The sequence below is a fragment of the Pseudohongiella sp. genome (assembly GCF_011050365.1).
Lineage (GTDB): Bacteria > Pseudomonadota > Gammaproteobacteria > Pseudomonadales > Pseudohongiellaceae > Pseudohongiella.
The window spans coordinates 71,861-95,821 of record NZ_DRFV01000011.1 but is presented as its reverse complement, the minus strand read 5'-3'; the positions used below and the strand labels follow the sequence as shown (position 1 = coordinate 95,821).

The following is a 23,961-nucleotide window of genomic DNA, read 5'->3' as shown; positions in this document are numbered from 1 at the left end:
TAATTCAGTGACGCCGGGTCAGCCCAGCAGTACCTGCAGAGCAGCCGGCAGATAGGGCCGTCCCCGCGCATTGACAGCGGTGGTGATGATGCGTGCGCGCAGCATCTGTTCGCCGGAGTCGGCGTGAACTATGGTCTGATTGAAGGCCAGCCGGATGCGGGAATCCATGACCGGCGCCACACTGACGTCGAACGCATCTCCGCTGCGCAGCGAGCGCAGAAAATCGATTTCCGCACGCACCACAACCACAATGATGCCGTCGGCAGTAAGCCGGGCAAAATCGAGATCGCGGGACTTGAGGAATTCGTGGCGGGCGTGTTCAAGGTAATTCTGATAGACGGCGTTGTTGACTACTCCCTGCATGTCGCATTCGTAATCGCGAACCGTCATGCGATGTTTGAACAGGGACATAGAAGTTCCGCCAGGAAATGCCACTCGTTTAAAGTGGTGCCGACACCAGGAGTCGAACCCGGGACCTACTGATTACAAGTCAGTTGCTCTACCACAGCTGAGCTATGTCGGCGTCATCAAAAAGTGTGTAACCGAAGACATTTGGTCAACACTTTCAGGCCGCGCATACTAGCAGTGAAAAAATCGTTCGGCAACTTTTTTTTCACAAAACCCCGCCGACAGCGCCAAGGAGCAATTGAACCCCCGAAGATTATAAGATAACTTACTGATTTACACGCAATCATGGCAGACAGTAGATGGCAAGGGCTCACGAAACGGAAGTATGGCGTCAGCTCCAGACTCATCAGGCCAAACTGGTCGCATCGGGAACCCGAATCACCGGGTTGTTTGCGCAGGATCCGCAGCGCTGCGCATCACTGAGTTTTGATTGCGGCAATATCCGGGCTGATTTTTCCAAACATCTGGTGACAACGCAAACCCTGGCGTCGCTGATACAGTTAGCCGACACCCTCAACCTGCCCCGGGCCATTGACGAACTTTTCAGTGGCGCACCACTCAACAACACCGAGCAACGTCCCGCCCTGCACATGGCACTGCGCGGCCTGGATGTGCCCGCCCGGCCCGACATTAAAAACGACGTAGACGCGGCGCTGGCGCAGATGGAGTCGCTGGTCAGCGCGGTTCACACCGGCACCTGGCAAGGTTACGCAGGAGACACTGTTCGTGACGTGGTGAACATTGGCATCGGCGGCTCAGACCTGGGCCCTGCCATGGCGACCTGCGCCCTGCGCGCGCAACATCAGGGCAGTGTTCGTTGCCACTTCGTGTCCAATGTCGATCCGGCACATTTGCACAGGTGTCTGGCGCTGCTGCGACCGGAGACCACACTGTTTGTCGTGGCCTCAAAATCGTTTACCACGCTGGAAACCATGCAGAATGCCAGGCAGGCACGTCAGTGGTTTATCGCGGCCGCCCACAACCCGCAACAAGCCGAGGCCGAACTACACAGGCATTTTGTTGCGGTCACTGCAAACAAAACCGCCGCCGTCGAATTCGGCATCAGGGATAGCCAGATATTCCCGATGTGGGACTGGGTCGGGGGCCGGTTCTCCCTGTGGTCTGCCATCGGTTTGCCCATCGCCCTCGCAGTCGGCATGGCACAATTCCGTCGATTTCTGGCCGGCGCGGCGCTGGTGGACCAGCATTTTGCGTCCGCGCCGCTGGCAGCCAATGTACCGGTATTGATGGGATTGCTTGCGGTCTGGTACCGCAACTTCTGGGGCGCCGGCAGTCACGCGGTACTGCCCTATGCGCAAGACCTGGAACTGTTACCCTGTTTTTTGCAGCAACTGGAGATGGAAAGCCTGGGCAAGTCCGTCGATCGTGGCGGGCGGGACCTTGAGTTCAGTGCCGGACCGGTGATCTGGGGCAGCGCCGGCACCAATGGCCAGCACTCATTCCACCAGCTTTTGCATCAGGGCACAGAATTTGTCCCGGCCGATTTTATCGCTGTCGCGCGCCCGACTGTGTCCGGCAATGCAAAACAGCATCAACATCTGCTGGCCAACTGCTTCAGTCAAAGCCGCGCCCTGATGGAAGGCAAATCGCGGCAACAGGCGCAAGACGAAATGCTCGCAGCAGATATGGACCCGTCACTTGCCGGGACACTGGCCGCGCACAAGGCGGCCCCCGGCAACCGCCCCAGTACAACGCTGTTACTCACGGAACTGAGCGCTTTTAATCTGGGCAGCCTCATTGCCTTGTATGAACACAAGGTCTTCGTGCAAAGTGTCATCTGGAACATCAATGCCTTTGACCAGTGGGGTGTAGAAATAGGCAAGCAACTCAGCACGCCGGCGTTTGCCGCGCTGAGCGGCGATCAGGCCACAACACGCGGGCTGGATCCATCAAGCCAGGCATTGATCAGTCATTGCCTGCAACAGGCCGGGAGCACATCATGAACACGCAGGACAGCAATACAGATAAACTCATTGTCGGCAGCGAGGAGTGGTGCGCCCTGCCCACCCTGGGTATACCGGCGGTCAAAGCCCGTGTCGACTCCGGTGCCAAAACATCGTCCCTGCACGCCTTCAATATCCGGCCGTTCAAGCGGGCCGGCAGTTCCTGGGTCAGTTTTGAAGTACACCCGCTGCAAAAAAACCGACGCACCATTATTCGCTGCGAAGCCGAAGTCATCGACAAACGCGTGATCAAAAGCTCCAGTGGCATCGGCGAAAAACGCTACGTCGTGCGCACCAGCCTGCAGCACCGCGACCAGCAGTGGGACATCGAGCTGACGCTGACCAACCGCGACTCCATGGGCTACCGGATGCTGCTGGGCCGCGAAGCCATGAACGGACGCATTCTGGTCGACCCGGCCGCCGGATTCCTGGGCGGTGATATCAAGAACAAACAGATTGAAACCCTGTATCAGGAGCACACGCGGGAAACCTCGGGCCTGAGTATTGGCCTGCTGGCCAGCAACCCTGACCTGCCCAGCAACCAGCGCATCATGGAGGCAGGCGAGGAGCGCGGGCACCGGATTCGCTTTTATGATGTGCGACAATGCTACATCAAGCTCGACGCCGAACACCCGGAGATCCATTATCGCGGCGGTCGATTGCTGAACGGTCTGGACGCCGTTATTCCCAGAATCAGGCCGGATCTCACATTTTACGGCTGTGCGCTGGTACGCCAGTTCGAGAACCTGGGCATATACTCGCTGAACAGCGCTGCGGCCATCAGTCACTCCCGCGACAAGCTGCACTCACTGCAACATCTGCTACAACAGGGGTTGCCCATTCCTACCACCGGTTTTGCTGACAGCCCGCTGGACTCCGATGACCTGATCGACATGGTCAATGGTGCGCCACTGATCGTTAAATTACTGGAAGGTCCGCAGCGACGCGGGGTGGTGCTGGCCGAGTCGAAAACGACAGCGGAAAGCCTTATCAATGCGTTCAGGTCGCTGCAGGCGAACCTGTTGGTACAGGAGTACATCAAAGAAGCAGAAGGCAAGTCTTTGCGCTTGCTGGTAGTCGACAACAAGGTGGTGTGCGCGGTTGAACGACAGGCGCTGCCGGGGCAATTCCGTAGCAGCAAACAGCACGGCACCAGCATCATTGCCGCCCGCATCAGTGCCGAGGAACGTCGCATTGCCATCAAGGCAGCCAAAAGCATGGGCCTGCGAGTCGCCGGCGTTGATATTATCCGTGCCCGCAAAGGTCCGCTATTACTGGAAGTCAGCAGCTCGCCATCACTGGATGACATGGAAGATGTTTGTGGCAAGGATCTGGCCGGCGCACTGATCAGCGCCATCGAAAAACAGATGGGCTGGAAACGTCGCCTGGCGACCCCGATCGGCACCGGTGATGCATCAGCGAACCCGACATAATGACTGCTGCCGGGCACACACAACCCGGGCTGAGCTACCGCAAAGCCCGGCCCCGGGAAATGGACTGGGCATACCGGATTTTCAAGACCGGCATGCAGTCATATATAACCCGCACCTGGGGCTGGAATGAGCTGTTTCAGGAACACAGCTTTTTTGCCAACCTGCCAGCCTCCAGCTTTACAATTGCCAGCATTGACACAGCCGGCACCGGTGCCACATCCGGCCAGCGTCGCGTAGACATCGGTGGTTACCACCTGAAGCAGAAAGCTGATCATCTTTATCTGGAGATGCTGCTGATCGATCCGGCGTGGCAACGCCAGGGTTATGGCTCCGCCATCATTGCTGACGTGATGCTGCAGGCGAACGAGCGCAACCTGCCCGTTCGCCTCAGCGTGCTGAAAATCAATCCTGCGTATCACTTTTATCATCATCTGGGGTTTGTTATCGAAACCCAGGATGATATTCGTTACCGCATGATCAGGGCTGCATAAGCGCCAGCAACTCGGCGGTTCTGGTTTTCATCAAGGCCGTATCCCGGCGTGACTCCACGTTCAGACGCACCACCGGTTCCGTGTTGGACATGCGCATATTGAAACGCCAGTCGGCAAAGCTCATGCTCAGACCATCGGTATGGTCGATGGCCTGCGCCAGCGGTGCATACTTTTTTTCCACCTCCGCCAGCAAGGCAGCGGCATCATCGACCGTGCGATTGATTTCGCCGCTGGCTGGGAATGCCGCCATGCGCTCGGCAACCAGCTGCGATAACGGCTTACCCTTACGTGAGATCAATTCGCATACCAGCAACCAGGGAATCATGCCACTGTCGCAATAGGCAAAATCACGGAAATAGTGATGGGCACTCATCTCGCCGCCGTAGATCGCATCTTCCAGCCGCATACGCTCTTTGATAAAGGCATGCCCGGTTTTACACTGCACGGCCTTGCCGCCAAGCTGCTCACATATTTCGATCGTATTCCAGGTCAGCCGTGGGTCATGAATAATGCTGGCGCCGGCTTCGCGCTCCAGAAAGCTTTGTGCCAGCAGGCCAACGATATAGTAACCTTCGACAAAGTCGCCACGCTCGTCAAAAAAGAAGCAACGGTCAAAATCACCATCCCAGGCAATACCCAGGTCCGCGTTGTTGGCTTTGATCGCCGCAATGGTCGGCGCACGGTTTTCCTCCAACAGGGGATTGGGAACACCGTTGGGAAAGTGTCCATCGGGTTCATGGTGAACACGCACAAACTCAAACGGCAGGTGGCTGGCCAGTTCGTCGGCCACCGGCCCCGCGCCGCCATTGCCGGCGTTGATCACCAGGCGTAATGGTTTCAGCGCTGACACATCAATATAGGTCAGCAGGTGCGCGATATACGCCGCGCGCGTGTCCTGCTGGCGCAGCGACCCGGTTTTACCAGGCGTGGAAAAATCACCGGCTTCCGCCAGCCGCTTGATGTCGTGCAGACCGGTGTCGCCACTGATCGGCCGCGACCCCTCGCGAACCAGCTTCATGCCGTTATAGTCCATCGGGTTGTGACTCGCGGTAACCACAATGCCACCTGATGTTTTCAGGTACGAGGTGGCAAAATAGATCTCTTCGGTACCACACTGGCCGATATCAATGACATCAACACCGCCTTCTGTCAGCCCACGCGTCAGTGCATCACAAAGCTCGCGACTGCTCAGACGAATATCATGGCCTACGACCACGTCTTTGGGCTGCAGGTAGTCGGCATAGGCGCGGCCGATGCGATAGGCGATGTCCGCATTCAGCTGATCAGGCACCCGGCCCCGGATGTCGTACGCTTTAAAACAGGTAATGTCCATGGCAAGTCCCGGCCGGCGTGTCAGCGGCGTGTATAAATGTTCTGATAGTTGTAGTTGGTCGCTTCCACAAACCCTTCCACGCTACCGCAATCGAATCGACGCCCCTTGAACCGGTAACCCAGCACCTTGCCCTGCTGGGCCTGCATCATCAGCGCGTCGGTAATCTGCAGCTCCCCGTTGCGCCCTGGCGGCGTTGTGCGCAGAACATCAAAGATGTCCGGCGTCAGAATGTAACGCCCGATAATGGCGAGGTTGGACGGCGCATCAGCGGGATCCGGTTTCTCCACCATCTGGCTGATGCGAAACACGCCAGGTTCGACTTCTTCGCCATCAATCACCCCGTATTTGTAGGTTTCCTCGCGGGGCACCTCTTCAATCGCCACGATGCTGCAATTATATTTCTCATACAGCGCCACCATCTGCGACAGCACGCCGTCACCTTCAGTGACGCAGTAATCGTCCGCCAGCACCACACCAAAAGGCTCATTGCCTATCAGGGTTTCGCCAGTGAGAATGGCGTGCCCCAGGCCTTTCATCTGCACCTGACGGGTGTAGGAGAATGTGCATTCTTTCATGATATGACGGACTTCGTTGAGGGCACTTTCCTTCGACGTGCCAGCGATCTGGGTTTCCAGTTCGAAGCTGATATCAAAGTGGTCTTCGATTGCACGCTTGCCACGGCCGGTGACAATGGCGATGCCGGCCATGCCTGCCGCCAGCGCCTCTTCAACACCATACTGAATCAGGGGTTTATTCACCAATGGCAACATTTCCTTGGGCATGGCCTTGGTGACTGGCAAAAAGCGGGTACCGTAGCCAGCCGCCGGAAACAGACATTTTTTGATCATTACTTGCACACTCCTTTACTTGGTGGCCGGTACGCGACCGTACACATCCTCAAATCTGACAATATCGTCTTCGCCCAGATAGTCGCCGGTCTGAACTTCAATCAACTCTATCCATTCATCACTTTTATTCTGCAACCGGTGTTTACAACCCAGCGGTAAAAAAGTTGACTGGTTGGCGGTCAGCGTGAAGATCCGCTCGTCACAGGTGACGGTTGCCTCCCCGCTGATCACCACCCAGTGCTCTGCCCTATGATGGTGCATTTGCAAAGACAGCGCCGCGCCTGGCCGGACCCTGATGTGCTTGACCTGAAAGCCCGGCCCATGAGCCAGACTTTCGTAAGACCCCCAGGGCCGGTACACCAGAGTATGGCTGACTGCCTCGGTGCGATTCTGCTGCTCCAGCCACTGCACAACCTGTTTGACGTTCTGCACCTGATCCTTGTTCGCCACCAGCACAGCGTCAGCGGTTTCCACGATGACTGCATTTTCAATGCCAACCGCAGCCACCAGCCTGGAACCGGCGCGAATATAACTGTCCCTGACGTCAACACAGTGCACATCGCCAATGACCACGTTATTGTTGTCGGTCCTGTGCTCACTGACATCCCACAGCGCACTCCATGCCCCCATATCGCTCCACGCAGCGGCCATCGGAATGACCACGGCGTCGGCGGTTTTTTCCATCACAGCGTAATCGATCGAGTCGGACGGACATGTCGCAAAGATATCGGCAGCCACCCTGACAAAATCGCCGTCCTGTTGCGGCTGCCGGCAGGCAGCCTGACAAACTGACACCATGTCCGGCTGCAGGCGTGACAGCTCCTGTAACCACCGGGTTGCGGTAAACATGAACATGCCGCTATTCCAGTAGTAGGAGCCATCAGCGAGGTAGCCGGCAGCGGTCTTCGCATCAGGCTTCTCCACAAACCGTGCTACCGCAAAGGCTTCGGCCGCTCCTGCCGGCGACAGATTCTCGCCTGCTTGCTGCGGACCGGAAGTATCGCGCTTGACATAACCGTAGCCGGTTTCGGGATACGTCGCCTCAATGCCAAAGGTGACCAGACGCCCCGCCAGTGCCTGCCTGACGCCTGCCGTTACGCAACGTCGGAAAATCGCCGGATCACCAATGATGTGATCGGCAGGTAACACCAGCAGCACCGGTTCCGCCGCATCAGGGGCGGCCTGCTGGGCAATATGGCGGGCAGCCAGAATGCTGGCCAGGGTCACCGCCGGCGCCGTGTTACGCCCCTCGGGTTCGAGCAGGATGCTGGCATTGCGGATATCCAGCACCCGCAATTGTTCAGCCACCAGAAAGCGATGCTCTTCATTACAGATCACGATCGGCGCGGCCAGGCCATCAATGCCGGCAAGCCGTGATAGTGTCGCCTGAAACAGCGTCGGGCTGTCGATGCCTGCCGACGACTCAGCGAACGAAATAAACTGCTTGGGATTGAGTTGGCGCGACAGTGGCCACAGGCGAGATCCAACGCCACCAGCCAGAATTACCGGGATAATCATATCGTTTCCTTCGAAATGCAGGGCTGCAAGTCTAACCCAGATACATCGCTTTCGCCTGTCCGTCACAACATTGCAACAGGCCGTGGGGCAAAATAGTATCGATTATTTTGCCCGCTCGCGATAATATTGCACGCTTTGCGACAATCTGGTGCCAAAATAGCTTATGAATACAGGATTTACGCCCAAAAGCTCCTATGAGCGCGACGAGTTGATCGACTGCGGTTTCGGCCGCATGTTTGGTCCCGGCAATGCCAGACTGCCCGTCGGCAACATGTTGATGATGGACAGGATCGTTGAAATCAACGACCACGGCGGCGAGCACGGCAAAGGCCTGATCATCGCAGAGCTCGACATCCGGCCTGACCTCTGGTTTTTCGATTGCCACTTCCCGGAAGATCCCGTGATGCCCGGATGCCTGGGCCTTGACGCCATGTGGCAACTGGTCGGCTTCTACCTGGGCTGGCGTGGCAACCTGGGCAAGGGTCGTGCACTCGGCTCCGGCGAAGTCAAATTCAGCGGTGAAATTCTGCCCAGTGCCAGCAAGGTCACCTACGAAATTTCGCTCAGCCGCATTATTGAGCGTAAACTGGTTATGGGAGTCGCTGACGGCACTGTTGCTGTTGATGGCAACGTCATCTACACGGCCAAAGGCCTGAAAGTTGGCCTTTTCACCCCGGACGCCAGTTTCTGACACTGACTTCTGAATATTCGAAAAACTGCTACACAGCACCAAATAGTTCTGACGAGGTAATTATGAAACGCGTTGTTGTCACCGGAATCGGTATTGTTTCCTGTATAGGTAATAACCAGCAGGCGGTGCTTGAAGCACTGCGTGACGGGCGCAGCGGCATCAGCTACAACCCGGAGTACGAGGAAATGGGCCTGCGCGCGCTGATCTCCGGCCGGGTGAATATCGATTTTGCAGACCACATCGATCGCAAGGTACTGCGCTTTATGGGCGATGCGGCGGCGTATGGTTATATTGCCATGGACGAGGCTATCAAGGATGCCGGCCTGGAAGACAGCGATGTGTCCAACGAGCGCACCGGCATCATCATGGGCGCGGGCGGCTCCTCGTCACAGGATCAGGTGGAGGCTGCCGACATTCTGCGCACCAAAGGTCTGCGCAAGATCGGGCCCTATCGGGTTCCGCGCACCATGGGCAGCACGGTATCTGCCTGCCTGGCAACACCCTACAAGATCAAGGGTGTTAACTACTCCATCTCCTCGGCCTGCGCCACCAGCGCCCATTGCATTGGCAACGCGGTCGAGCTGATTCAACTGGGCAAGCAGGATGTGGTATTTGCCGGCGGCGGCGAGTCCGAACACTGGACACTGACCAATCTGTTTGATGCCATGGGCGCACTGACCACGACGCACAATGATGAGCCTGAAAAAGCTTCCCGTCCGTTTGACGTATCACGCGACGGCTTTGTCATCGCCGGCGGCGGCGCCGTACTGGTCATTGAGTCACTGGATCACGCTCTCGCCCGCGGCGCCAGGATCTACGCCGAAATCACCGGTTACGGCGCTACGTCAGACGGTTACGACATGGTCGCGCCCTCAGGCGAAGGCGCCGTGCGCTGCATGAAAATGGCACTGGCGACAGTCAACAAGCCAATCGACTATCTGAACACGCATGGCACCAGCACACCGGTGGGCGATGTCAGTGAACTGCGCGCCATCAAGGAAATATTCGGCGACAAATCCCCCATCATCAATTCCACCAAGTCGCAAACTGGCCACTCACTGGGCGCCACCAGCGCACAAGAGGCTATTTACAGCCTGCTGATGATGCAAAACAATTTTGTCAGCGCTTCCATCAACGTAACGGAACTTGCACCTGAAGCAGCCGGTCTTAATATTGCAACCAAACGCATGGACGACGTCAAACTCGACTGCATCATGTCCAACAGCTTCGGCTTCGGCGGTACCAATGCAACTCTGGTTTTCGAACGCTATCAGGCATAATAGCAAAAAACACTGCCATAACAGTGCCGTGAAGGTCACACTGGTGTTGCTTGCGCTTCTCGTCAGCACAGCGGCGGCAGCGCAGCCCAGCGGCCTGTTTGGCGGCAGCCGGCCCAGCTTTCTCGACGTTGATGAGGCGTTCAGGTTTTATACCAGCCTGGATGCCAGCGACGCGGTCACCATCCAATGGACAGTGGCGCCCGAATACTATCTGTATCAGGACAAGTTCGGTTTCAGCCTGGTCGCGCCTGATGGCACAACGCGCGAGCTGGATGTCACCTTGCCCGCAGGAACCAGCCACCACGATGAATTTTTCGGTGATGTTGTGGTTTACTACGGCAATCTGACCACCCCCGTGACATTGCCTGCCGGTATCACCGTTGACAGCCGTTATCAGTTGCAAATCCGGTATCAGGGCTGCGCCGATGCCGGGCTTTGTTATCCACCACAAACGCGGTTGCTGGAAATAACGCCCTGAGCCGTACACGCCACCAACTCTCCGCCGACACCAGCAAAACAGAAAAGATCAGAGAAAAACCACAATTTGAAGGTGAAAATCTGAGAAAAATCTGACAAAATGCCGCCATTAGAGCAAAAATACGATCGACGGAATCGACTATGGCGACCATACTTGTGCTGCACGGCCCCAACCTGAATCTGCTGGGTACCCGCGAACCCGAGATTTACGGCCCGGAAACTCTGGATGACATCAACGCGCGCCTCAGTAGCGCCTGCATGGACGCCGGCCATCACCTGATGCACATGCAAAGCAACGCCGAGTATGAACTGATCGACCGCATCCACGACGCCCGTCGTGAAGAGATCAATTTCATCATCTTCAACCCGGCGGCGCTAACCCACACCAGTGTCGCCCTGCGCGACGCATTGCTGGCGGTGGATATCCCGTTCATCGAAGTTCATTTGTCCAATGTCTACAAACGTGAAGGTTTTCGCCATCACTCGTATTTTTCCGACATCGCTATCGGCACCATTACCGGGCTGGGCTCCCAGGGCTATGACCTGGCCCTGCAGTCGGCCCTGCGACGAACCAGCACTTGAAAAAAATCAATAAACAAACCAATAACATAAACCTTACAGACGTAATCCCCAGGTAAAGAGACGCTATTATGGATATCAGAAAAGTAAAAAAACTTATCGAACTGCTCGAGTCCTCCGACGTCGCGGAAATCGAGATCAAGGAAGGTGAAGAGGCCGTTCGCATCAGCCGCGCCAGCAAGGTCACACCGCCACCGGTTCAATATCAGAGCGCACCGGCACCCGCTGCGCCCGCTCCCGCCCCGGCCGCCGCACCTGCGCCAGCGCCCGAAGCCGGCAAGGACAGCAAGAAAATTCGCGGAAATGTGGTGAAGTCGCCGATGGTAGGTACCTTCTACCGGTCGCCGTCCCCCTCGTCACCGGCATTTGTTGAAGTCGGCCAGCACGTGAAAGTCGGCGATGTCATTTGTATCGTTGAAGCCATGAAGATGATGAACCAGATCGAATCCGATCACAGTGGCGTCGTGGAAGCGATTCTTGTTCAGGACGGCGAGCCCGTTGAATTTGACCAGGCCCTGGTCACCATTGTTTAAAGGGTAAGACCTATGCTTGAGAAAGTCCTGATTGCCAACCGCGGCGAGATCGCACTACGAATCCTGCGCGCGTGCAAAGAGCTCGGTATCAAGACCGTTGCCGTGCACTCCAGCGCCGATCGCGACCTGATGCATGTGCGCCTTGCTGACGAATCCGTTTGTATTGGCCCGGCCAGTGCCGCCAAAAGCTACCTCAACGTGCCCGCCATCATCAGCGCTACCGAAGTCACTGATGCGGTGGCAATCCACCCCGGGTACGGTTTCCTGTCAGAGAACGCCGACTTCGCCGAACAGGTCGAGCGCAGCGGTTTTGTTTTCATCGGTCCGCGTGCAGAAACCATCCGCCTGATGGGCGACAAGGTGTCCGCCATCAAGGCCATGATCGACGCCGGCGTCCCCACCGTACCCGGATCCGACGGCCCGCTGGACGGCGACTCCGAGCGCACTCTGGCCATTGCCAAGCGTATCGGCTATCCCGTGATCATCAAGGCCGCCGCCGGTGGTGGTGGTCGCGGCATGCGTGTCGTGCACAGTGAAGCGGCGCTGCTGAAAGCCATATATGTTACCCAGTCTGAAGCCAAAGCCGCCTTCGGCAGCGACGTCGTTTATCTGGAGAAGTTTCTGGAGAACCCGCGCCACGTTGAGATCCAGGTGCTGGGCGACGGCATGGGCGACGCGATTTATCTGGGCGATCGCGACTGCTCCATGCAGCGCCGGCATCAGAAGGTGATTGAAGAAGCACCGGCCCCCGGTATTCCCGACCACGTGCGCGCACAGGTCGCTGAGACCTGCATCAAGGCCTGCAAGCTGATGAAGTATCGTGGTGCCGGCACGCTCGAATTCCTGTATCAGGATGAGCAGTTCTTCTTCATCGAAATGAACACCCGTGTTCAGGTAGAGCACCCGGTCACCGAAATGGTCACCGGCATTGATATCGTCAAGGAACAACTGAAGATCGCCAGCGGCATGCCACTGGACATCAAACAGGAAGATATCAAAATCAAGGGCCACGCTTTTGAGTGCCGTATCAATGCCGAAGACCCGTCATCGTTCATGCCCTGCCCGGGCAAAATCAACCTGTTTCACGCGCCGGGTGGCAACGGCATACGGGTCGACTCGCACATTTACAGTGGTTACACCGTACCGCCGTATTACGACTCACTGATTGCCAAGCTGATCAGCTACGGGGCAGACCGCGATGAAGCGCTGGTACGTATGCAGAATGCGCTGGACGAACTGCTGATTGACGGCATCCGGACCAATACGCCGCTGCACAAGGATATCCTGCGCGATTTCAATTTCCGCAAGGGTGGTGTCAACATCCACTACCTGGAAAACATGCTCAATGGTGGTCACAAGAAAGCCTGACGGCCGACCTCCGGTCATGTGGAAACGATTATGCCCTGGTTACAGATAAAGGCGCGGATCACCGACGCAGAAGCCCCGCAGATGGAACAGCTGTTCCAGTCGATCGGGGCAGTGTCGGTGACATTGCTCGACGCTGAAGATGAACCGGTTTTCCAGCTCGATCCGGGCAGCACCCCTCTGTGGCAGCAGACATTGCTGTGCGCATTGTTTGAAGACGACGCCGACGCCGATGCCATCATTGCCACCGTTACCGCCGGCAGCCGGTTGCTGGAAAGCGATCTGTTAACCGAAAAAATTGCTGACCAGGATTGGGAACGCGCCTGGATGAGCGATTTCAGGCCAATGCGATTTGGCGAGCGACTTTGGGTGTGCCCAAGCTGGAGCGAACCCCCGGAGCCGGACGCGGTCAATATCATGCTCGATCCCGGCCTTGCCTTTGGCTCTGGCACCCACCCGACCACGGCGCTTTGCCTGGCCTGGCTGGACAGCCAACAGCTGACCAACAAGAGCGTGATCGATTACGGGTGTGGCTCGGGCATTCTGGCCATTGCCGCCGCTCTGCTCGGGGCCAACCGGGTCGTCGCCGTGGATAATGATCCGCAGGCGGTCACTGCCAGCGGCAATAACCGCGACATGAACGGCATCTCTGCCGGATTGATGACCGTGCATCTGCCCGGAGAGGCCCACGCCCCCGCGGACATCGTCGTGGCAAATATCCTGTCCGGACCCTTGGCAGAACTGACCCCGGTCCTGACCAGCCTCACCAAGCCAGGCGGTAAACTGATCCTGTCCGGCGTACTGTCCGAACAAACGGAAACCCTGATGGCCTCTTATGCGCCGTTTTTTGCCATGCAGGCGCCTGTCATCCAGGACGAGTGGGTCAGGATCGAAGGCACCCGGCTGACGGGCAACTGATATGTGGACACTGGTCGAAACTGACACCGCGCCTGACAACAACAACGGCACTTTCTCCGGTGCGCTGACGTCTCGCCTGCCCGATCCGGACGAGTCGGGAATTTCCGCCGCGCTATCCGCTCCGGCCGGGCGCACCCCGTTCTGGCGCGCTGCTGGCTACGCCGGCCTTTGCCTGCTGCTGACCGCCAGCCTGATTGCCCAGATCGGCTACCAGCATCTCGACCGTATCAGCCAACACGGAATCATACGCCCCTGGCTGCTGGCCCTGTGCGACGTTGCCGACTGCGTGTTACCTGCACGGCAGGACAGCAGCAGAATCGTCAGCAATCAGCTGTCCATCGAGCCACACCCGGATTTTCAGGATATTTCACAGATGGTACTCAGCTTCACCAACGCTGCCGACTTTGCCCAGCCTTTACCGGCCATCGACCTGGTGTTTTCGGACACCACCGGCCGCGAGACAGCCGGCCGACGCTTTTACCCGCAAGACTATTACCCGCGGGACCACCTTGACGCGGCAGCAGCCTCACCAACGGCCCTGTCGGCGCAGGAAAGTCTCACCATACAACTTGCTTTCGCCACGCCGGCTGACGACGCGGTGAATTATCAGGTACGATTTGCCCATGAATAGCTTCACACTGGGTCGCCATACTCTGCAACAGCCATTGATGCTGGCCCCCATGGTCGGCGTCAGTGACCTGCCGTTTCGCGAGATTTGCCTGCAGCAGGGTGCCACGCTGGCGGTGGCAGAAATGGTCGCCGCCAACCCGGCACTCTGGGATACGGAGAAGCATCGCTTGCGCCTGAAGCACTCAACTGCGTGCGGCCCCGATATCGTCCAGATTGCCGGGTTTGATCCGCAAATGATGGCCGATGCCGCTCGCGTCAACGCCGGGCAGGGCGCAGAAGTGATTGATATCAACATGGGCTGTCCGGCCAAGAAAGTTCTGAAAAAGGCGGCCGGTTCGGCGCTGCTCAGGGACCCGCAACTGGTTGAACGCATTCTGCGCGCGGTGACCTCAGCGGTCGATGTACCGGTAACGCTTAAAATACGCACCGGTTGGAGCCGGGAGCAGCGCAACGGTCTCGACATTGCCCGCATTGCCGAAGACTGCGGCATTGCCATGCTCAGCGTGCATGGCCGCACCCGGGAGTGTCGTTTTCTGGGCGACGCGGAATACGACACCATTGCCGAGATCAAACAGCGAATCAGCATTCCGGTCATTGCCAACGGTGACATAGACAGTCCCCAAAAAGCCCGATACGTGCTGGACCACACCAAAGCTGACGGCCTGATGATCGGACGTGCAGCACAGGGTAATCCCTGGATATTCCGGCAGATCCGTCAGTATCTGGATACCGGGTCTGCCAGCGAAACTCCGCCGCCGCACGACATCAGCAGCCTGATGATTGACCACATCAGCGCCTTGCACGCGTTCTATGGCGACGTTCGCGGTCCGCTCTTTGCCCGCAAACACATTGACTGGTACAGTAAGGTCTTGCCGCACGGCGAAGCGCTCAAACAACAATTCATGCAGCTCAGTGACGCTGAAGCACAACTGGATTTGCTGAGCACCTATCACGCCGCCAGTGCTGCAGAAAACCTGTGCCCTGCTGACTTGTTGCCTTCTGCGCGGCGCCATAACGACGACCCTAGACGTCAGGTATTGGCTTGATGAAAAAAGATGATCCGGCTTCCGGCCTGCCATCAGAGGCGCTGCTATCGCCAGCCGAACACGCAGCGTTCAGTCTCGAGAGCTCCCGCTGCAGCCTGCGACAGGCGGTGGAGCGGGCGATGGCAAATTATTTTGCCGACGTTGATGACGAAGGCCTGATCAGCGATCTGTACGAGCTGGTTTTAAGCGAAGTTGAAGCGCCTCTGCTGCAGGCTGTGCTCAAACAGACCGATGGCAACCAGAGCCGGGCATCTACCATGCTGGGCCTGAATCGTGGTACTCTACGCAAAAAATTGAAGCAGCACGGATTGCTGAATTTCCGGCAAAACGGATTGTCGGATTGATTGTTGAATTAAACGTCCCATCCCACCTTTTTCATACTACACCCAAGTAAAGATTACGTTATGTCTACAGATAAACCTGCTGTTATCCGACGCGCCCTGATCAGCGTCTCGGACAAAACCGGCATTGCCGATTTCGCCCGCTCCCTGCACCAGGCTGGCGTGGAGATCCTTTCTACCGGCGGTACTTTCCGCCTGCTGCAGAAAGAAAAAATTCCCGCCATCGAAATCGCTGACTATACCGGATTTCCGGAAATGATGGACGGTCGGGTCAAGACCCTGCACCCGAAAGTGCACGGCGGTATCCTGGCGCGCCGCGACATCGATGGCGACGTAATGCAGGAACACGACATCCCGGCGATAGACCTGGTGGTGGTCAACCTCTATCCGTTCGAGGCAACCGTTGCCCGTCCCGACTGTGATCTGCCCACGGCAATTGAAAATATTGATATCGGTGGTCCCACCATGCTGCGCGCCGCCGCCAAAAACAACGCCTGGGTCGCTGTGGTTACCAACCCGGACGACTATGTTGGCATCATTGCTGAAATGAAGCTCAACAGCGGCACCCTGAGTCAGGCCACCCGCTTTGATCTGGCGGTCAAAACCTTTGAGCATACCGCTGCCTATGACGGAGCTATTGCCAACTATCTGGGCCGCATCGTCACCGGCAGCGACTATCCGCGAACCTTCAGCAGCCAGTTTCACAAGAGGCAGGATCTGCGTTACGGCGAAAACCCGCACCAGAGCGCAGCTTTTTATGCTGAAAACGACGCCCGGGACGCCAGCGTCAGTACTGCCGAACAACTGCAGGGAAAAGAACTGTCATACAACAACATTGCTGACACGGATGCAGCACTTGAATGTGTCAAAAGCTTTTCGCAGCCCGCCTGTGTCATTGTCAAACACGCCAACCCTTGCGGCGTGGCTGTGGCAGACACCATAGAAGCTGCCTATCAACTGGCCTTCAAAACCGATCCAACATCGGCATTCGGCGGCATCATTGCATTCAACCGAGAGCTTGATGCCGTCACTGCCAACGCCATAATTGACCAACAGTTCAGCGAAGTCATTATTGCGCCAACGGTATCTGATGAAGCGCTGACCGTGCTGGAAGCAAAGCCCAATGTACGCGTCTTAAGCTGCGGTGCGTTGGCGGCAGACCCGGTGCCGGCCTGGGACTTCAAACGCGTCAACGGCGGTCTGTTGGTGCAGGACCGGGACATACACCAGATCAGCAAAGGCGACCTGACCGTGGTCAGCAAACGCCAGCCCAGCGAACAGGAACTGAGCGACCTGATGTTTGCCTGGACTGTCGCCCAGTTTGTCAAATCCAATGCCATTGTGTACTGCAAGAACCAGCAGACCATTGGCGTGGGCGCCGGCCAGATGAGCCGGGTTTACAGCGCCAAAATCGCCGGCATCAAGGCCGCTGATGAAAACCTGACAGTCGCCGGCTCGGTGATGGCGTCTGATGCGTTCTTCCCGTTCCGCGACGGTATTGATGCCGCCGCCGCTGCCGGCATCACTGCGGTCATTCAGCCGGGCGGATCCATGCGCGACGCCGAAGTCATCGCTGCGGCCGATGAAGCCGGTATGGCGATGGTGTTCACCGGCATTCGCCATTTCAGACATTAATCCGGACGAAGACACTATGAATATTCTGGTACTGGGCAATGGCGGGCGCGAACACGCGCTGGCCTGGAAGCTGGCGCAGGCGTCCGGCGTTACCACCGTTTTTGTTGCGCCCGGTAATGCCGGCACCGCCACCGAAGCGGGCATTGAGAATGTGGCCATTGACCCGCTGGACTTTGCGGCACTGGTCGACTTTGCCAACAGCAATAATGTCGGGCTGACAGTGGTCGGACCCGAAGCACCGCTGGTAGCCGGCGTGGTGGACTATTTTACGGAACAGGGTCTGCGCTGCTTCGGCCCCCGCAAGGGCGCCGCGCAACTGGAAGGCTCCAAGGCCTTCACCAAGGATTTCCTGGCACGGCACCAGATACCCACCGCCAGCTACCAGAACTTCACCGACGCTGACGCGGCTATCGCTTACGTCAAGGCGCAGGGCACGCCCATCGTGATCAAGGCCGACGGCCTGGCCGCCGGTAAAGGCGTGATTATTGCGCAGAATCAGGATGAGGCCGACACCACCATTCGCGACATGTTGTCCGGCAACAGCTTTGGTGATGCCGGCAGTCGTGTTGTTATTGAAACCTTCCTCGAAGGAGAAGAAGCCAGCTTCATTGTTATGGTAGACGGCGAGCACGTGCTGCCGCTTGCTACCTCGCAGGATCACAAACGCCGCGACGACGGTGACAGGGGGCCGAATACCGGCGGCATGGGCGCCTATTCGCCGGCCCCGGTGGTCACCAGGGACGTGCATGAGCGCATCATGGCCGAGGTCATCATGCCAACTGTGCGCGGCATGGCAGCCGAAGGAAACCCGTATACCGGTTTTCTGTATGCCGGCGTCATGATATCTCCGCAAGGCGCGGTCAACGTGATCGAGTTCAACTGCCGCTTTGGCGATCCCGAAGCGCAGCCGGTGATGATGCGCCTGCAATCCGACCTGGCAGCATTGTGCGAAGCTGCGCTGGACAAACGCCTGCACGAAGTTGAGGCAAACTGGGATGACCGCGCCAGTATTGGTGTGGTGCTGGCCAGTGGCGGTTACCCGGAAGCGTACGACAAAGGAATTCCGATCCATGGCCTGGAAGCGACCACAGGCAACGAACGCAATGCCAAGGTATTCCATGCCGGTACTGCGTTGAAAGATGGTAAGGTAGTTACCAATGGTGGCCGCGTACTGTGCGCGGTGGCACTTGGCGACACCGTCACACAGGCGCAAAAGGCCGCCTATGAACTGGCTGACAGGATCAGCTGGGACAAAATGGCGTGTCGGCGTGATATCGGTTACCGGGCCATAACCCGTGAGATGCAGAAGGTAACGCCTGCGTGAAGGCACTAATCGCAAGATGAGGTAATGATACAAACCATGGACAAAAAACAGGACATGTTGTCATTCAGTCTCGCCGATCGGCTGGTGTTACAGCTCGACCAGGCCTTGCACACACTGATCCCCGGCAGCAGCAATGCTGCCCGTCATACACCGGCTGCGGCTGTTGATGAAGCCGAACTGTCCGCCGCCGATCGACGACAGGCGGCATCGTTGATGCGTATCAATCACACCGGTGAAGTCTGCGCCCAGGCGCTGTATCAGGGTCAGGCATTGACCGCACGACTGCCCGATGTGCGCGCAGGCATGGATCACGCCGCCCGTGAAGAGATTGATCACCTGGCCTGGTGTGAAACCCGCCTGCAGGAGCTGGACAGCCGCACCAGCGTGCTCAACCCGCTTTGGTATGCGATGTCATTTGGCATGGGAGCCACAGCCGGACTGATAGGCGACAAATGGAGCCTGGGTTTTGTCGGCGAAACCGAAAGGCAGGTCTGCGAGCATCTGGAAGACCATCTTGAGCGGCTGCCCGCCGATGACCACAAGAGTAAAGCCGTGCTGACGCAGATGATCATGGACGAGCGCACTCACGGTGACGCGGCCATGGCCGCAGGCGGCGCTGAATTGCCTCTGCCCGTCAAAGCAGGCATGAAGCTGATGGCAGGGGTCATGAAAACACTGACCCACCGGATCTGAGACGCCAACGGTGTCGCACCTGCCCCGTCTCCTCAAAATTATCTCGGTCGCTGCCAAGTACCGACTGCATCAGCTCAGCCCGCTGACCGCGCGCTCGTGGCTGATACGCCTGATCATGGGCATCGTTGGCCTGCCCTGGGCCGGTCACGCCGCGCGCCGCCTGTCACCTGAACAGAGCCTGCGCACAGCCCTGGAAGAGCTGGGTCCCATCTACATCAAATTCGGTCAGCTTCTGTCTACGCGCAGGGACTTCCTGCCCCACGCCCTGGCTGACGAACTGCAAAGCCTGCAGGATCGGGTACCGGGTTTTACCTCGCCCACCATTACCAGCATTGTCGAAGCCGCGCTGGAAAGTCCCTGGCAAAGTCACTTCCGCTCCATCAACAACACTGCGCTGGCGTCGGCCTCTATCGCCCAGGTGCACGAAGCCACCCTGCTCAACGGCGACCAGGTGGTCATCAAGGTACTGCGGCCGGGCATCAACGAAACCATCCGCCAGGATATTGTTGTGCTCAAGTGGCTGGCGCGCCTGATCGAACGCCATGTGCCCGATGGACGTCGCCTGCGGCCACGCGAAGTGATTGCCGACTATGAACACGTCATTCTGGGCGAACTTAACCTGATGGCCGAAGGCGCCAACACCACGCTGCTGCGCCGCAACTTTGAGCACTCACCCCTGCTTTATGTGCCGCAGGTGTACTGGGACGTCAGTCGGGACGGCATGCTGGTCACCGAGCGCATCAATGGCATTCCGGTATCTGATATAACGCAATTGCAGGCCCGGCAGGTGAATCTGAAGAAGCTGGCGGAAACCGGTGTCGAAATCTTTTTCACCCAGGTTTTCGAACACAGCTTCTTTCACGCCGATATGCACCCCGGCAATATCTTTGTCGATCCGACAGATCCGCAGAACCCCAAATATATCGCCATTGATTGCGCCATTATCGGTTCGCTGAGCCGGGAAGATCAGCAGTATCTGGCACGCAATCTGTTGGCCATTTTCAAGCGTGATTACCGCAAGGTGGCTGAGCTGCATGTGGAAAGCGGCTGGGTACCGAAGACCACCAAGGTGGTGGAATTTGAGGCAGCCATGCGCACCGTGTGCGAACCCATTTTCGAAAAACCATTAAAGGATATTTCCTTTGGTTTCCTGCTGGTGCAATTGTTCCGCACCGCCGGACGCTTCAATATGGAAGTGCAACCATCCCTGGTGCTGTTGCAAAAAACCCTGCTCAATGTCGAAGGGCTCGGGCGTCAGTTGTACCCGGAGCTTGATCTGTGGCAGACTGCGCTGCCGTTTCTGGAGAGCTGGAACCGTCGCCGCATGAAACCCTCGTTCCTGTGGCGCGAGTTGAAAAATCATGTGCCCGACTGGGTTGAGCAATTTCCGCAGCTGCCGCAGTTGGTACTGAACAGCCTGAATCAGCATGAGAAGGTGGCCGCTCTCAACGAAACGCTGCAAATTGTCATCGCGCAGCAACGACAGATCGAGAAGCGCCGTCGGCGTCAGACCAGACACCTGCTGACAGTGGCTTTTGTGGCCGCACTTGTCATCGGTTTTTTGTATTTTACGCAGTGAAAGAGCATACTGTTAACGCGAGCCAAACATGAGTCACACAGCCTGGCTGGATCAGATCAAATGGAATAACGACGGCCTGGTGCCTGTCGTCACGCAGGATAGCCAAACCCGCCGCCTGCTCACCCATGCCTGGATCAACCGTGAAGCACTGGCGTTGACGCTGGCGGAAGGGCGCGCGGTGTACTGGTCGCGCTCACGTCAGAAGATCTGGCGTAAAGGCGAAGAATCGGGCAATGTGCAGCGTATCCACGATATCCTGCTGGACTGTGACGGCGATACGGTTTGTTATCTGGTAGAGCAGGTCGGCGGCATCGCCTGCCATACCGGGCGTGAAAGTTGTTTCTACCAGACGCTGACCACCGTTGATGGCGAAACCTCCTGGCAGACCACGGATCCGGTACTCAAGGATCCGTCAGTGATGTACGGCAGCCCGGCGAAGCAGCCCTGAGCGAAACAAAGACAGCCTTGAGCGAAACACAAGCAGCCCTGAGCGAAACACAAACAGCCATGAGCGATAACAGCACCACAGCAAGCCCCGACACCCTGACGCAGCTCGCCGCCATTCTGGCTGAGCGCAAACAGGCAGATGCCAGCACCTCCTACGTCGCCAGCCTGCATCAGAAAGGCCTGAACAAGATACTGGAAAAGGTCGGCGAAGAAGCAGTAGAGACCATTCTGGCAGCGCGCGACACCGACGCCGGTGGCGATGCCGCGGCACTGATCAGTGAGACCGCAGATTTGTGGTTCCACAGCATGGTGATGCTGAGCCACCTGAACCTGAACCACGAACAGGTATTGGAAGAACTGGCAAAGCGTTTTAACATATCGGGTCTGGTGGAAAAGGCGTCCAGGCCCGACTCATAAGAACACAGAGCCACAAAACACGGATTCATCAAACACAGTGTCACTCAGGTGACAAATTACAGGCTAAACCGGAGGAAACATGGGTATCGGCGGCATCAGTATCTGGCAACTGCTAATCATCGCACTGATCATCGTGCTGTTGTTTGGCACCAAGAAGCTGCGCACTTTGGGCTCCGACCTGGGCGGCGCGCTCAAGGGCTTCAAGCAGGCGGTCAAAGACAAGGATGACGAGGACGACAACAAGGACGAGGAAGACCCCGGTCAGATCGGCACGGATACGATGCGCAGCGAAACGCATAACGACGCTGACACCGAAAAAGCAAAAGACAAGTAACAACAACAGCGCCGGGTGCCCCTGTTCCGTCTGGGGTGCCTGAAGGCTTTACGTCTCACCGTTACATGGGTATAGCACGTGGATTGCAGCGATGTTTGATATAGGTTTTATGGAGCTGCTACTCATCGGTATCGTGGCCCTGCTGGTACTGGGCCCGGATAAACTGCCCGGTGCCATCCGCACCGGTGCGTTGTGGTTTGGCCGGGCCAAACGCAGCTTCAACAACGTCAAATCCGAGATTGAACAGCAGATCAATACCGATGAAATCCGGCGTCAGCTGCACAACGAATCCATTCTGGGTGATATCGAAAAAGCCAAACAAAATGCCAACAAACTGATCAAGGATACGCAGTCAGAGATCAAAAGCGCCGAAGACAGCGTGAAACGCTCAATCGATGTGAACGGCAAGAATACGCCCGCGCCGAAAGCAACCACCAGCGCCGATGAAGGCATCCCGACACCTGCGCCGGAAAACTATCAAGCGCCGGGCAAGGCCGACGCCACACCAACACCACAGCTAACCCAGGTTGAGACATCCCCGCAGACGGCAGGCGCGCCAGCCACTGACGACCCGGACGCTGACGAACAATCAACCGACAGGCATGCAACCGACGAACAGGTCGTAGAAGAAAAAGCAGGCGTCTCCGTAGAGTCCACCGCGCAGACCGGCATCGACGCGGAAGCGGCGCCGGAAGCCGGGGAATCCCCGGACGAGTCAGCGGCCTCCCGGGATATCTACAGCACCCCGCCCAGCGGTATTGTAAGCATGCAAAAAGGTAAGTTTTCTGCCGTTAATGACAAGCCGAAAGATTCGGACTCATCCTCCGGCAAGAATTGAGAGACTGACATGACAGAAGACCCTTCAGCGGGTAATAAGCAGCAATCGCACGTCTCGGGAGATCTGACCCTTGTTGGGCATCTTGTGGAATTGCGTGACCGCCTCCTGAGGTGCATTATTGCCCTACTGGTGGTGTTTCTGTCACTGATCTATTTCGCCAATGACATTTACACCTTTGTTGCGTCGCCCCTGGTGTCGGTGCTGCCGCCAGACACCAGCATGATCGCAATCGATCCGACATCACCGTTCTTCACGCCGTTCAAACTGACCTTCTACGCTTCGCTGTTTGTATGCGCGCCCTATCTTCTGTTTCAGATCTGGGCATTCATAGCACCCGGCCTGTACCGGAACGAAAAATCACTGGCCATTCCGCTGTTTGTTTCCAGTGTGATGCTGTTTTATGCCGGCATGGCGTTCGCCTACTATGTCCTGTTTGGCGTCGTATTCAGCTTCTTTGTCTCCGTGGCACCCGAAGACATTGCCGTCGCGCCTGACATCGCCAGTTATCTGAGCTTTGTGCTGAAGATCTTCTTTGCCTTTGGTTTTGCGTTCGAGATCCCGATTGCGGTATTCCTCTTCATGTGGGCCGGGCTGATTGAACCGGAAGACCTGAAGAAGAAACGCCCCTACGTCGTTGTCGGATGTTTCGTGGTAGCGATGCTGCTGACGCCGCCGGATCCGTTTACGCAGTCGCTGCTGGCGATTCCGATGTGGATGCTGTTTGAGGTGGGTGTTTTCTTTGGCAGCGCGTTTTTAAAGAAAAAAGCCGCAGAAGAAGGCAACATCGACTCCGACGATCTCTAATCCTCATGTTCTTGCCACTGTGACAATCCGTCGCA

25 protein-coding genes, 1 tRNA gene and 2 pseudogenes are annotated in these 23,961 nt (G+C 57.3%); 23 read left to right on the top strand and 5 right to left on the bottom strand.

Features of this window, described 5'->3' with window-relative positions; translation table 11 throughout:
• Positions 1–18 precede the first annotated feature (18 nt).
• The gene (locus tag ENH71_RS10040) at positions 19–411 is read right to left on the bottom strand and encodes an acyl-CoA thioesterase (protein ID WP_294135153.1); all 393 of its coding nucleotides are present in this window, start codon (positions 409–411) and stop codon (positions 19–21) included.
• A gap of 34 nt (positions 412–445) precedes the next feature.
• Positions 446–523, bottom strand: a tRNA-Thr gene (locus ENH71_RS10035).
• Between the two features lie 184 nt (positions 524–707).
• Here ENH71_RS10035 and pgi point away from each other — a divergent pair.
• The 4 genes and pseudogenes from pgi (at position 708) to ENH71_RS10020 (ending at position 4,296) form a co-directional block, all read left to right on the top strand.
• Positions 708–2,372, top strand: a complete 1,665-nt coding sequence (gene pgi, locus ENH71_RS10030; protein ID WP_294135155.1) for a glucose-6-phosphate isomerase — start codon at positions 708–710, stop codon at positions 2,370–2,372.
• A pseudogene (locus ENH71_RS16080) lies at positions 2,369–2,785 on the top strand (retropepsin-like aspartic endopeptidase); the annotation flags it as partial. The gene pgi and the pseudogene ENH71_RS16080, both read left to right, overlap by 4 nt.
• Before the next feature lie 84 nt (positions 2,786–2,869).
• Positions 2,870–3,805 carry a 30S ribosomal protein S6--L-glutamate ligase gene (rimK, locus tag ENH71_RS10025; protein WP_317622404.1) on the top strand — a complete coding sequence of 312 codons (936 nt, stop codon included), beginning with the start codon at positions 2,870–2,872 and terminating at the stop codon, positions 3,803–3,805.
• Positions 3,805–4,296 (top strand): GNAT family N-acetyltransferase, encoded by a 492-nt coding sequence (locus ENH71_RS10020; RefSeq protein ID WP_294135159.1) that lies wholly within the window; start codon positions 3,805–3,807, stop codon positions 4,294–4,296. Before rimK ends, ENH71_RS10020 begins: the two co-directional genes overlap by 1 nt.
• Here the strand turns inward: ENH71_RS10020 and ENH71_RS10015 are convergent.
• Genes ENH71_RS10015 through ENH71_RS10005 form a run of 3 tightly spaced genes read right to left on the bottom strand, consistent with a single transcriptional unit; the run spans position 4,283 to position 7,995 of the window.
• Entirely contained in the window at positions 4,283–5,629 is a 1,347-nt protein-coding gene (locus ENH71_RS10015; protein WP_294135161.1) for a phosphohexomutase domain-containing protein, read from the bottom strand. The two genes, ENH71_RS10020 and ENH71_RS10015, sit on opposite strands and share 14 nt — an antisense overlap.
• Before the next feature lie 20 nt (positions 5,630–5,649).
• Complete coding sequence (galU, locus tag ENH71_RS10010) at positions 5,650–6,477, bottom strand: UTP--glucose-1-phosphate uridylyltransferase GalU (RefSeq protein WP_294135164.1); 828 nt, start codon at positions 6,475–6,477, stop codon at positions 5,650–5,652.
• Positions 6,478–6,492: 15 nt separating this feature from the next.
• Positions 6,493–7,995 carry a mannose-1-phosphate guanylyltransferase/mannose-6-phosphate isomerase gene (locus ENH71_RS10005; RefSeq protein WP_294135167.1) on the bottom strand — a complete coding sequence of 501 codons (1,503 nt, stop codon included), beginning with the start codon at positions 7,993–7,995 and terminating at the stop codon, positions 6,493–6,495.
• A 163-nt stretch (positions 7,996–8,158) separates the two neighbouring features.
• Between ENH71_RS10005 and fabA the strand changes: the two genes are divergently transcribed.
• From fabA to tatC, 19 genes and pseudogenes are all read left to right on the top strand, one after another.
• Positions 8,159–8,686 (top strand): bifunctional 3-hydroxydecanoyl-ACP dehydratase/trans-2-decenoyl-ACP isomerase, encoded by a 528-nt coding sequence (gene fabA, locus ENH71_RS10000; RefSeq protein ID WP_294135169.1) that lies wholly within the window; start codon positions 8,159–8,161, stop codon positions 8,684–8,686.
• A 62-nt stretch (positions 8,687–8,748) separates the two neighbouring features.
• Entirely contained in the window at positions 8,749–9,966 is a 1,218-nt protein-coding gene (fabB, locus tag ENH71_RS09995) for a beta-ketoacyl-ACP synthase I (RefSeq protein ID WP_294135172.1), read from the top strand.
• 28 nt (positions 9,967–9,994) lie between these two features.
• On the top strand, positions 9,995–10,444 hold the full coding sequence (locus tag ENH71_RS09990; RefSeq protein WP_294135175.1) for a protein-disulfide reductase DsbD domain-containing protein: 450 nt from the start codon (positions 9,995–9,997) through the stop codon (positions 10,442–10,444).
• 140 nt (positions 10,445–10,584) lie between these two features.
• Entirely contained in the window at positions 10,585–11,025 is a 441-nt protein-coding gene (gene aroQ / locus ENH71_RS09985; RefSeq protein WP_294135180.1) for a type II 3-dehydroquinate dehydratase, read from the top strand.
• 68 nt (positions 11,026–11,093) lie between these two features.
• Positions 11,094–11,555, top strand: a complete 462-nt coding sequence (gene accB, locus ENH71_RS09980; RefSeq protein WP_294135182.1) for an acetyl-CoA carboxylase biotin carboxyl carrier protein — start codon at positions 11,094–11,096, stop codon at positions 11,553–11,555.
• Between the two features lie 12 nt (positions 11,556–11,567).
• Entirely contained in the window at positions 11,568–12,923 is a 1,356-nt protein-coding gene (gene accC / locus ENH71_RS09975) for an acetyl-CoA carboxylase biotin carboxylase subunit (protein ID WP_294135185.1), read from the top strand.
• Between the two features lie 30 nt (positions 12,924–12,953).
• On the top strand, positions 12,954–13,838 hold the full coding sequence (prmA, locus tag ENH71_RS09970; RefSeq protein ID WP_294135187.1) for a 50S ribosomal protein L11 methyltransferase: 885 nt from the start codon (positions 12,954–12,956) through the stop codon (positions 13,836–13,838).
• 1 nt (position 13,839) lies between these two features.
• Positions 13,840–14,469, top strand: coding sequence for a DUF3426 domain-containing protein (locus ENH71_RS09965; RefSeq protein WP_294135189.1), 630 nt, complete (start codon positions 13,840–13,842; stop codon positions 14,467–14,469).
• Entirely contained in the window at positions 14,462–15,514 is a 1,053-nt protein-coding gene (gene dusB, locus ENH71_RS09960) for a tRNA dihydrouridine synthase DusB (RefSeq protein ID WP_294135192.1), read from the top strand. Before ENH71_RS09965 ends, dusB begins: the two co-directional genes overlap by 8 nt.
• On the top strand, positions 15,514–15,858 hold the full coding sequence (fis, locus tag ENH71_RS09955) for a DNA-binding transcriptional regulator Fis (protein ID WP_294135195.1): 345 nt from the start codon (positions 15,514–15,516) through the stop codon (positions 15,856–15,858). The genes dusB and fis overlap by 1 nt, the downstream gene beginning before the upstream one ends.
• Before the next feature lie 60 nt (positions 15,859–15,918).
• Complete coding sequence (gene purH / locus ENH71_RS09950) at positions 15,919–17,490, top strand: bifunctional phosphoribosylaminoimidazolecarboxamide formyltransferase/IMP cyclohydrolase (protein WP_294135199.1); 1,572 nt, start codon at positions 15,919–15,921, stop codon at positions 17,488–17,490.
• Between the two features lie 16 nt (positions 17,491–17,506).
• Positions 17,507–18,814 carry a phosphoribosylamine--glycine ligase gene (gene purD, locus ENH71_RS09945; RefSeq protein WP_294135200.1) on the top strand — a complete coding sequence of 436 codons (1,308 nt, stop codon included), beginning with the start codon at positions 17,507–17,509 and terminating at the stop codon, positions 18,812–18,814.
• 54 nt (positions 18,815–18,868) lie between these two features.
• Positions 18,869–19,507, top strand: coding sequence for a 2-polyprenyl-3-methyl-6-methoxy-1,4-benzoquinone monooxygenase (coq7, locus tag ENH71_RS09940; RefSeq protein WP_294135344.1), 639 nt, complete (start codon positions 18,869–18,871; stop codon positions 19,505–19,507).
• Between the two features lie 10 nt (positions 19,508–19,517).
• Positions 19,518–21,086 (top strand): ubiquinone biosynthesis regulatory protein kinase UbiB, encoded by a 1,569-nt coding sequence (ubiB, locus tag ENH71_RS09935; RefSeq protein WP_294135203.1) that lies wholly within the window; start codon positions 19,518–19,520, stop codon positions 21,084–21,086.
• Positions 21,087–21,114: 28 nt separating this feature from the next.
• Entirely contained in the window at positions 21,115–21,534 is a 420-nt protein-coding gene (gene hisI, locus ENH71_RS09930; RefSeq protein WP_294135208.1) for a phosphoribosyl-AMP cyclohydrolase, read from the top strand.
• A 59-nt stretch (positions 21,535–21,593) separates the two neighbouring features.
• Positions 21,594–21,950, top strand: coding sequence for a phosphoribosyl-ATP diphosphatase (locus ENH71_RS09925; protein ID WP_294135347.1), 357 nt, complete (start codon positions 21,594–21,596; stop codon positions 21,948–21,950).
• A 79-nt stretch (positions 21,951–22,029) separates the two neighbouring features.
• Positions 22,030–22,284, top strand: a complete 255-nt coding sequence (gene tatA / locus ENH71_RS09920) for a twin-arginine translocase TatA/TatE family subunit (protein ID WP_294135211.1) — start codon at positions 22,030–22,032, stop codon at positions 22,282–22,284.
• Positions 22,285–22,375: 91 nt separating this feature from the next.
• Positions 22,376–22,582: pseudogene (gene tatB, locus ENH71_RS09915) on the top strand (Sec-independent protein translocase protein TatB); the annotation flags it as partial.
• 549 nt (positions 22,583–23,131) lie between these two features.
• Positions 23,132–23,926, top strand: coding sequence for a twin-arginine translocase subunit TatC (tatC, locus tag ENH71_RS09910; protein ID WP_294135214.1), 795 nt, complete (start codon positions 23,132–23,134; stop codon positions 23,924–23,926).
• Positions 23,927–23,961 lie beyond the last annotated feature (35 nt).

Excerpts from the sequence above, each read along its gene's own strand:
- aroQ (WP_294135180.1), top strand. The coding sequence starts at position 10,585 with ATGGCGACCATACTTGTGCTGCACGGCCCCAACCTGAATCTGCTGGGT.
- accC (WP_294135185.1), top strand. The coding sequence starts at position 11,568 with ATGCTTGAGAAAGTCCTGATTGCCAACCGCGGCGAGATCGCACTACGA.
- ENH71_RS09965 (WP_294135189.1), top strand. The coding sequence starts at position 13,840 with ATGTGGACACTGGTCGAAACTGACACCGCGCCTGACAACAACAACGGC.
- dusB (WP_294135192.1), top strand. The coding sequence starts at position 14,462 with ATGAATAGCTTCACACTGGGTCGCCATACTCTGCAACAGCCATTGATG.
- ENH71_RS09925 (WP_294135347.1), top strand. The coding sequence starts at position 21,594 with ATGAGCGATAACAGCACCACAGCAAGCCCCGACACCCTGACGCAGCTC.
- ENH71_RS10015 (WP_294135161.1), bottom strand. The coding sequence starts at position 5,629 with ATGGACATTACCTGTTTTAAAGCGTACGACATCCGGGGCCGGGTGCCT.
- tatC (WP_294135214.1), top strand. The coding sequence starts at position 23,132 with ATGACAGAAGACCCTTCAGCGGGTAATAAGCAGCAATCGCACGTCTCG.
- galU (WP_294135164.1), bottom strand. The coding sequence starts at position 6,477 with ATGATCAAAAAATGTCTGTTTCCGGCGGCTGGCTACGGTACCCGCTTT.
- hisI (WP_294135208.1), top strand. The coding sequence starts at position 21,115 with ATGAGTCACACAGCCTGGCTGGATCAGATCAAATGGAATAACGACGGC.
- ENH71_RS10040 (WP_294135153.1), bottom strand. The coding sequence starts at position 411 with ATGTCCCTGTTCAAACATCGCATGACGGTTCGCGATTACGAATGCGAC.
- purD (WP_294135200.1), top strand. The coding sequence starts at position 17,507 with ATGAATATTCTGGTACTGGGCAATGGCGGGCGCGAACACGCGCTGGCC.
- prmA (WP_294135187.1), top strand. The coding sequence starts at position 12,954 with ATGCCCTGGTTACAGATAAAGGCGCGGATCACCGACGCAGAAGCCCCG.
- coq7 (WP_294135344.1), top strand. The coding sequence starts at position 18,869 with ATGTTGTCATTCAGTCTCGCCGATCGGCTGGTGTTACAGCTCGACCAG.
- ENH71_RS10020 (WP_294135159.1), top strand. The coding sequence starts at position 3,805 with ATGACTGCTGCCGGGCACACACAACCCGGGCTGAGCTACCGCAAAGCC.
- tatA (WP_294135211.1), top strand. The coding sequence starts at position 22,030 with ATGGGTATCGGCGGCATCAGTATCTGGCAACTGCTAATCATCGCACTG.
- fabB (WP_294135172.1), top strand. The coding sequence starts at position 8,749 with ATGAAACGCGTTGTTGTCACCGGAATCGGTATTGTTTCCTGTATAGGT.
- fabA (WP_294135169.1), top strand. The coding sequence starts at position 8,159 with ATGAATACAGGATTTACGCCCAAAAGCTCCTATGAGCGCGACGAGTTG.
- purH (WP_294135199.1), top strand. The coding sequence starts at position 15,919 with ATGTCTACAGATAAACCTGCTGTTATCCGACGCGCCCTGATCAGCGTC.
- ENH71_RS10005 (WP_294135167.1), bottom strand. The coding sequence starts at position 7,995 with ATGATTATCCCGGTAATTCTGGCTGGTGGCGTTGGATCTCGCCTGTGG.
- accB (WP_294135182.1), top strand. The coding sequence starts at position 11,094 with ATGGATATCAGAAAAGTAAAAAAACTTATCGAACTGCTCGAGTCCTCC.
- pgi (WP_294135155.1), top strand. The coding sequence starts at position 708 with ATGGCAAGGGCTCACGAAACGGAAGTATGGCGTCAGCTCCAGACTCAT.
- fis (WP_294135195.1), top strand. The coding sequence starts at position 15,514 with ATGAAAAAAGATGATCCGGCTTCCGGCCTGCCATCAGAGGCGCTGCTA.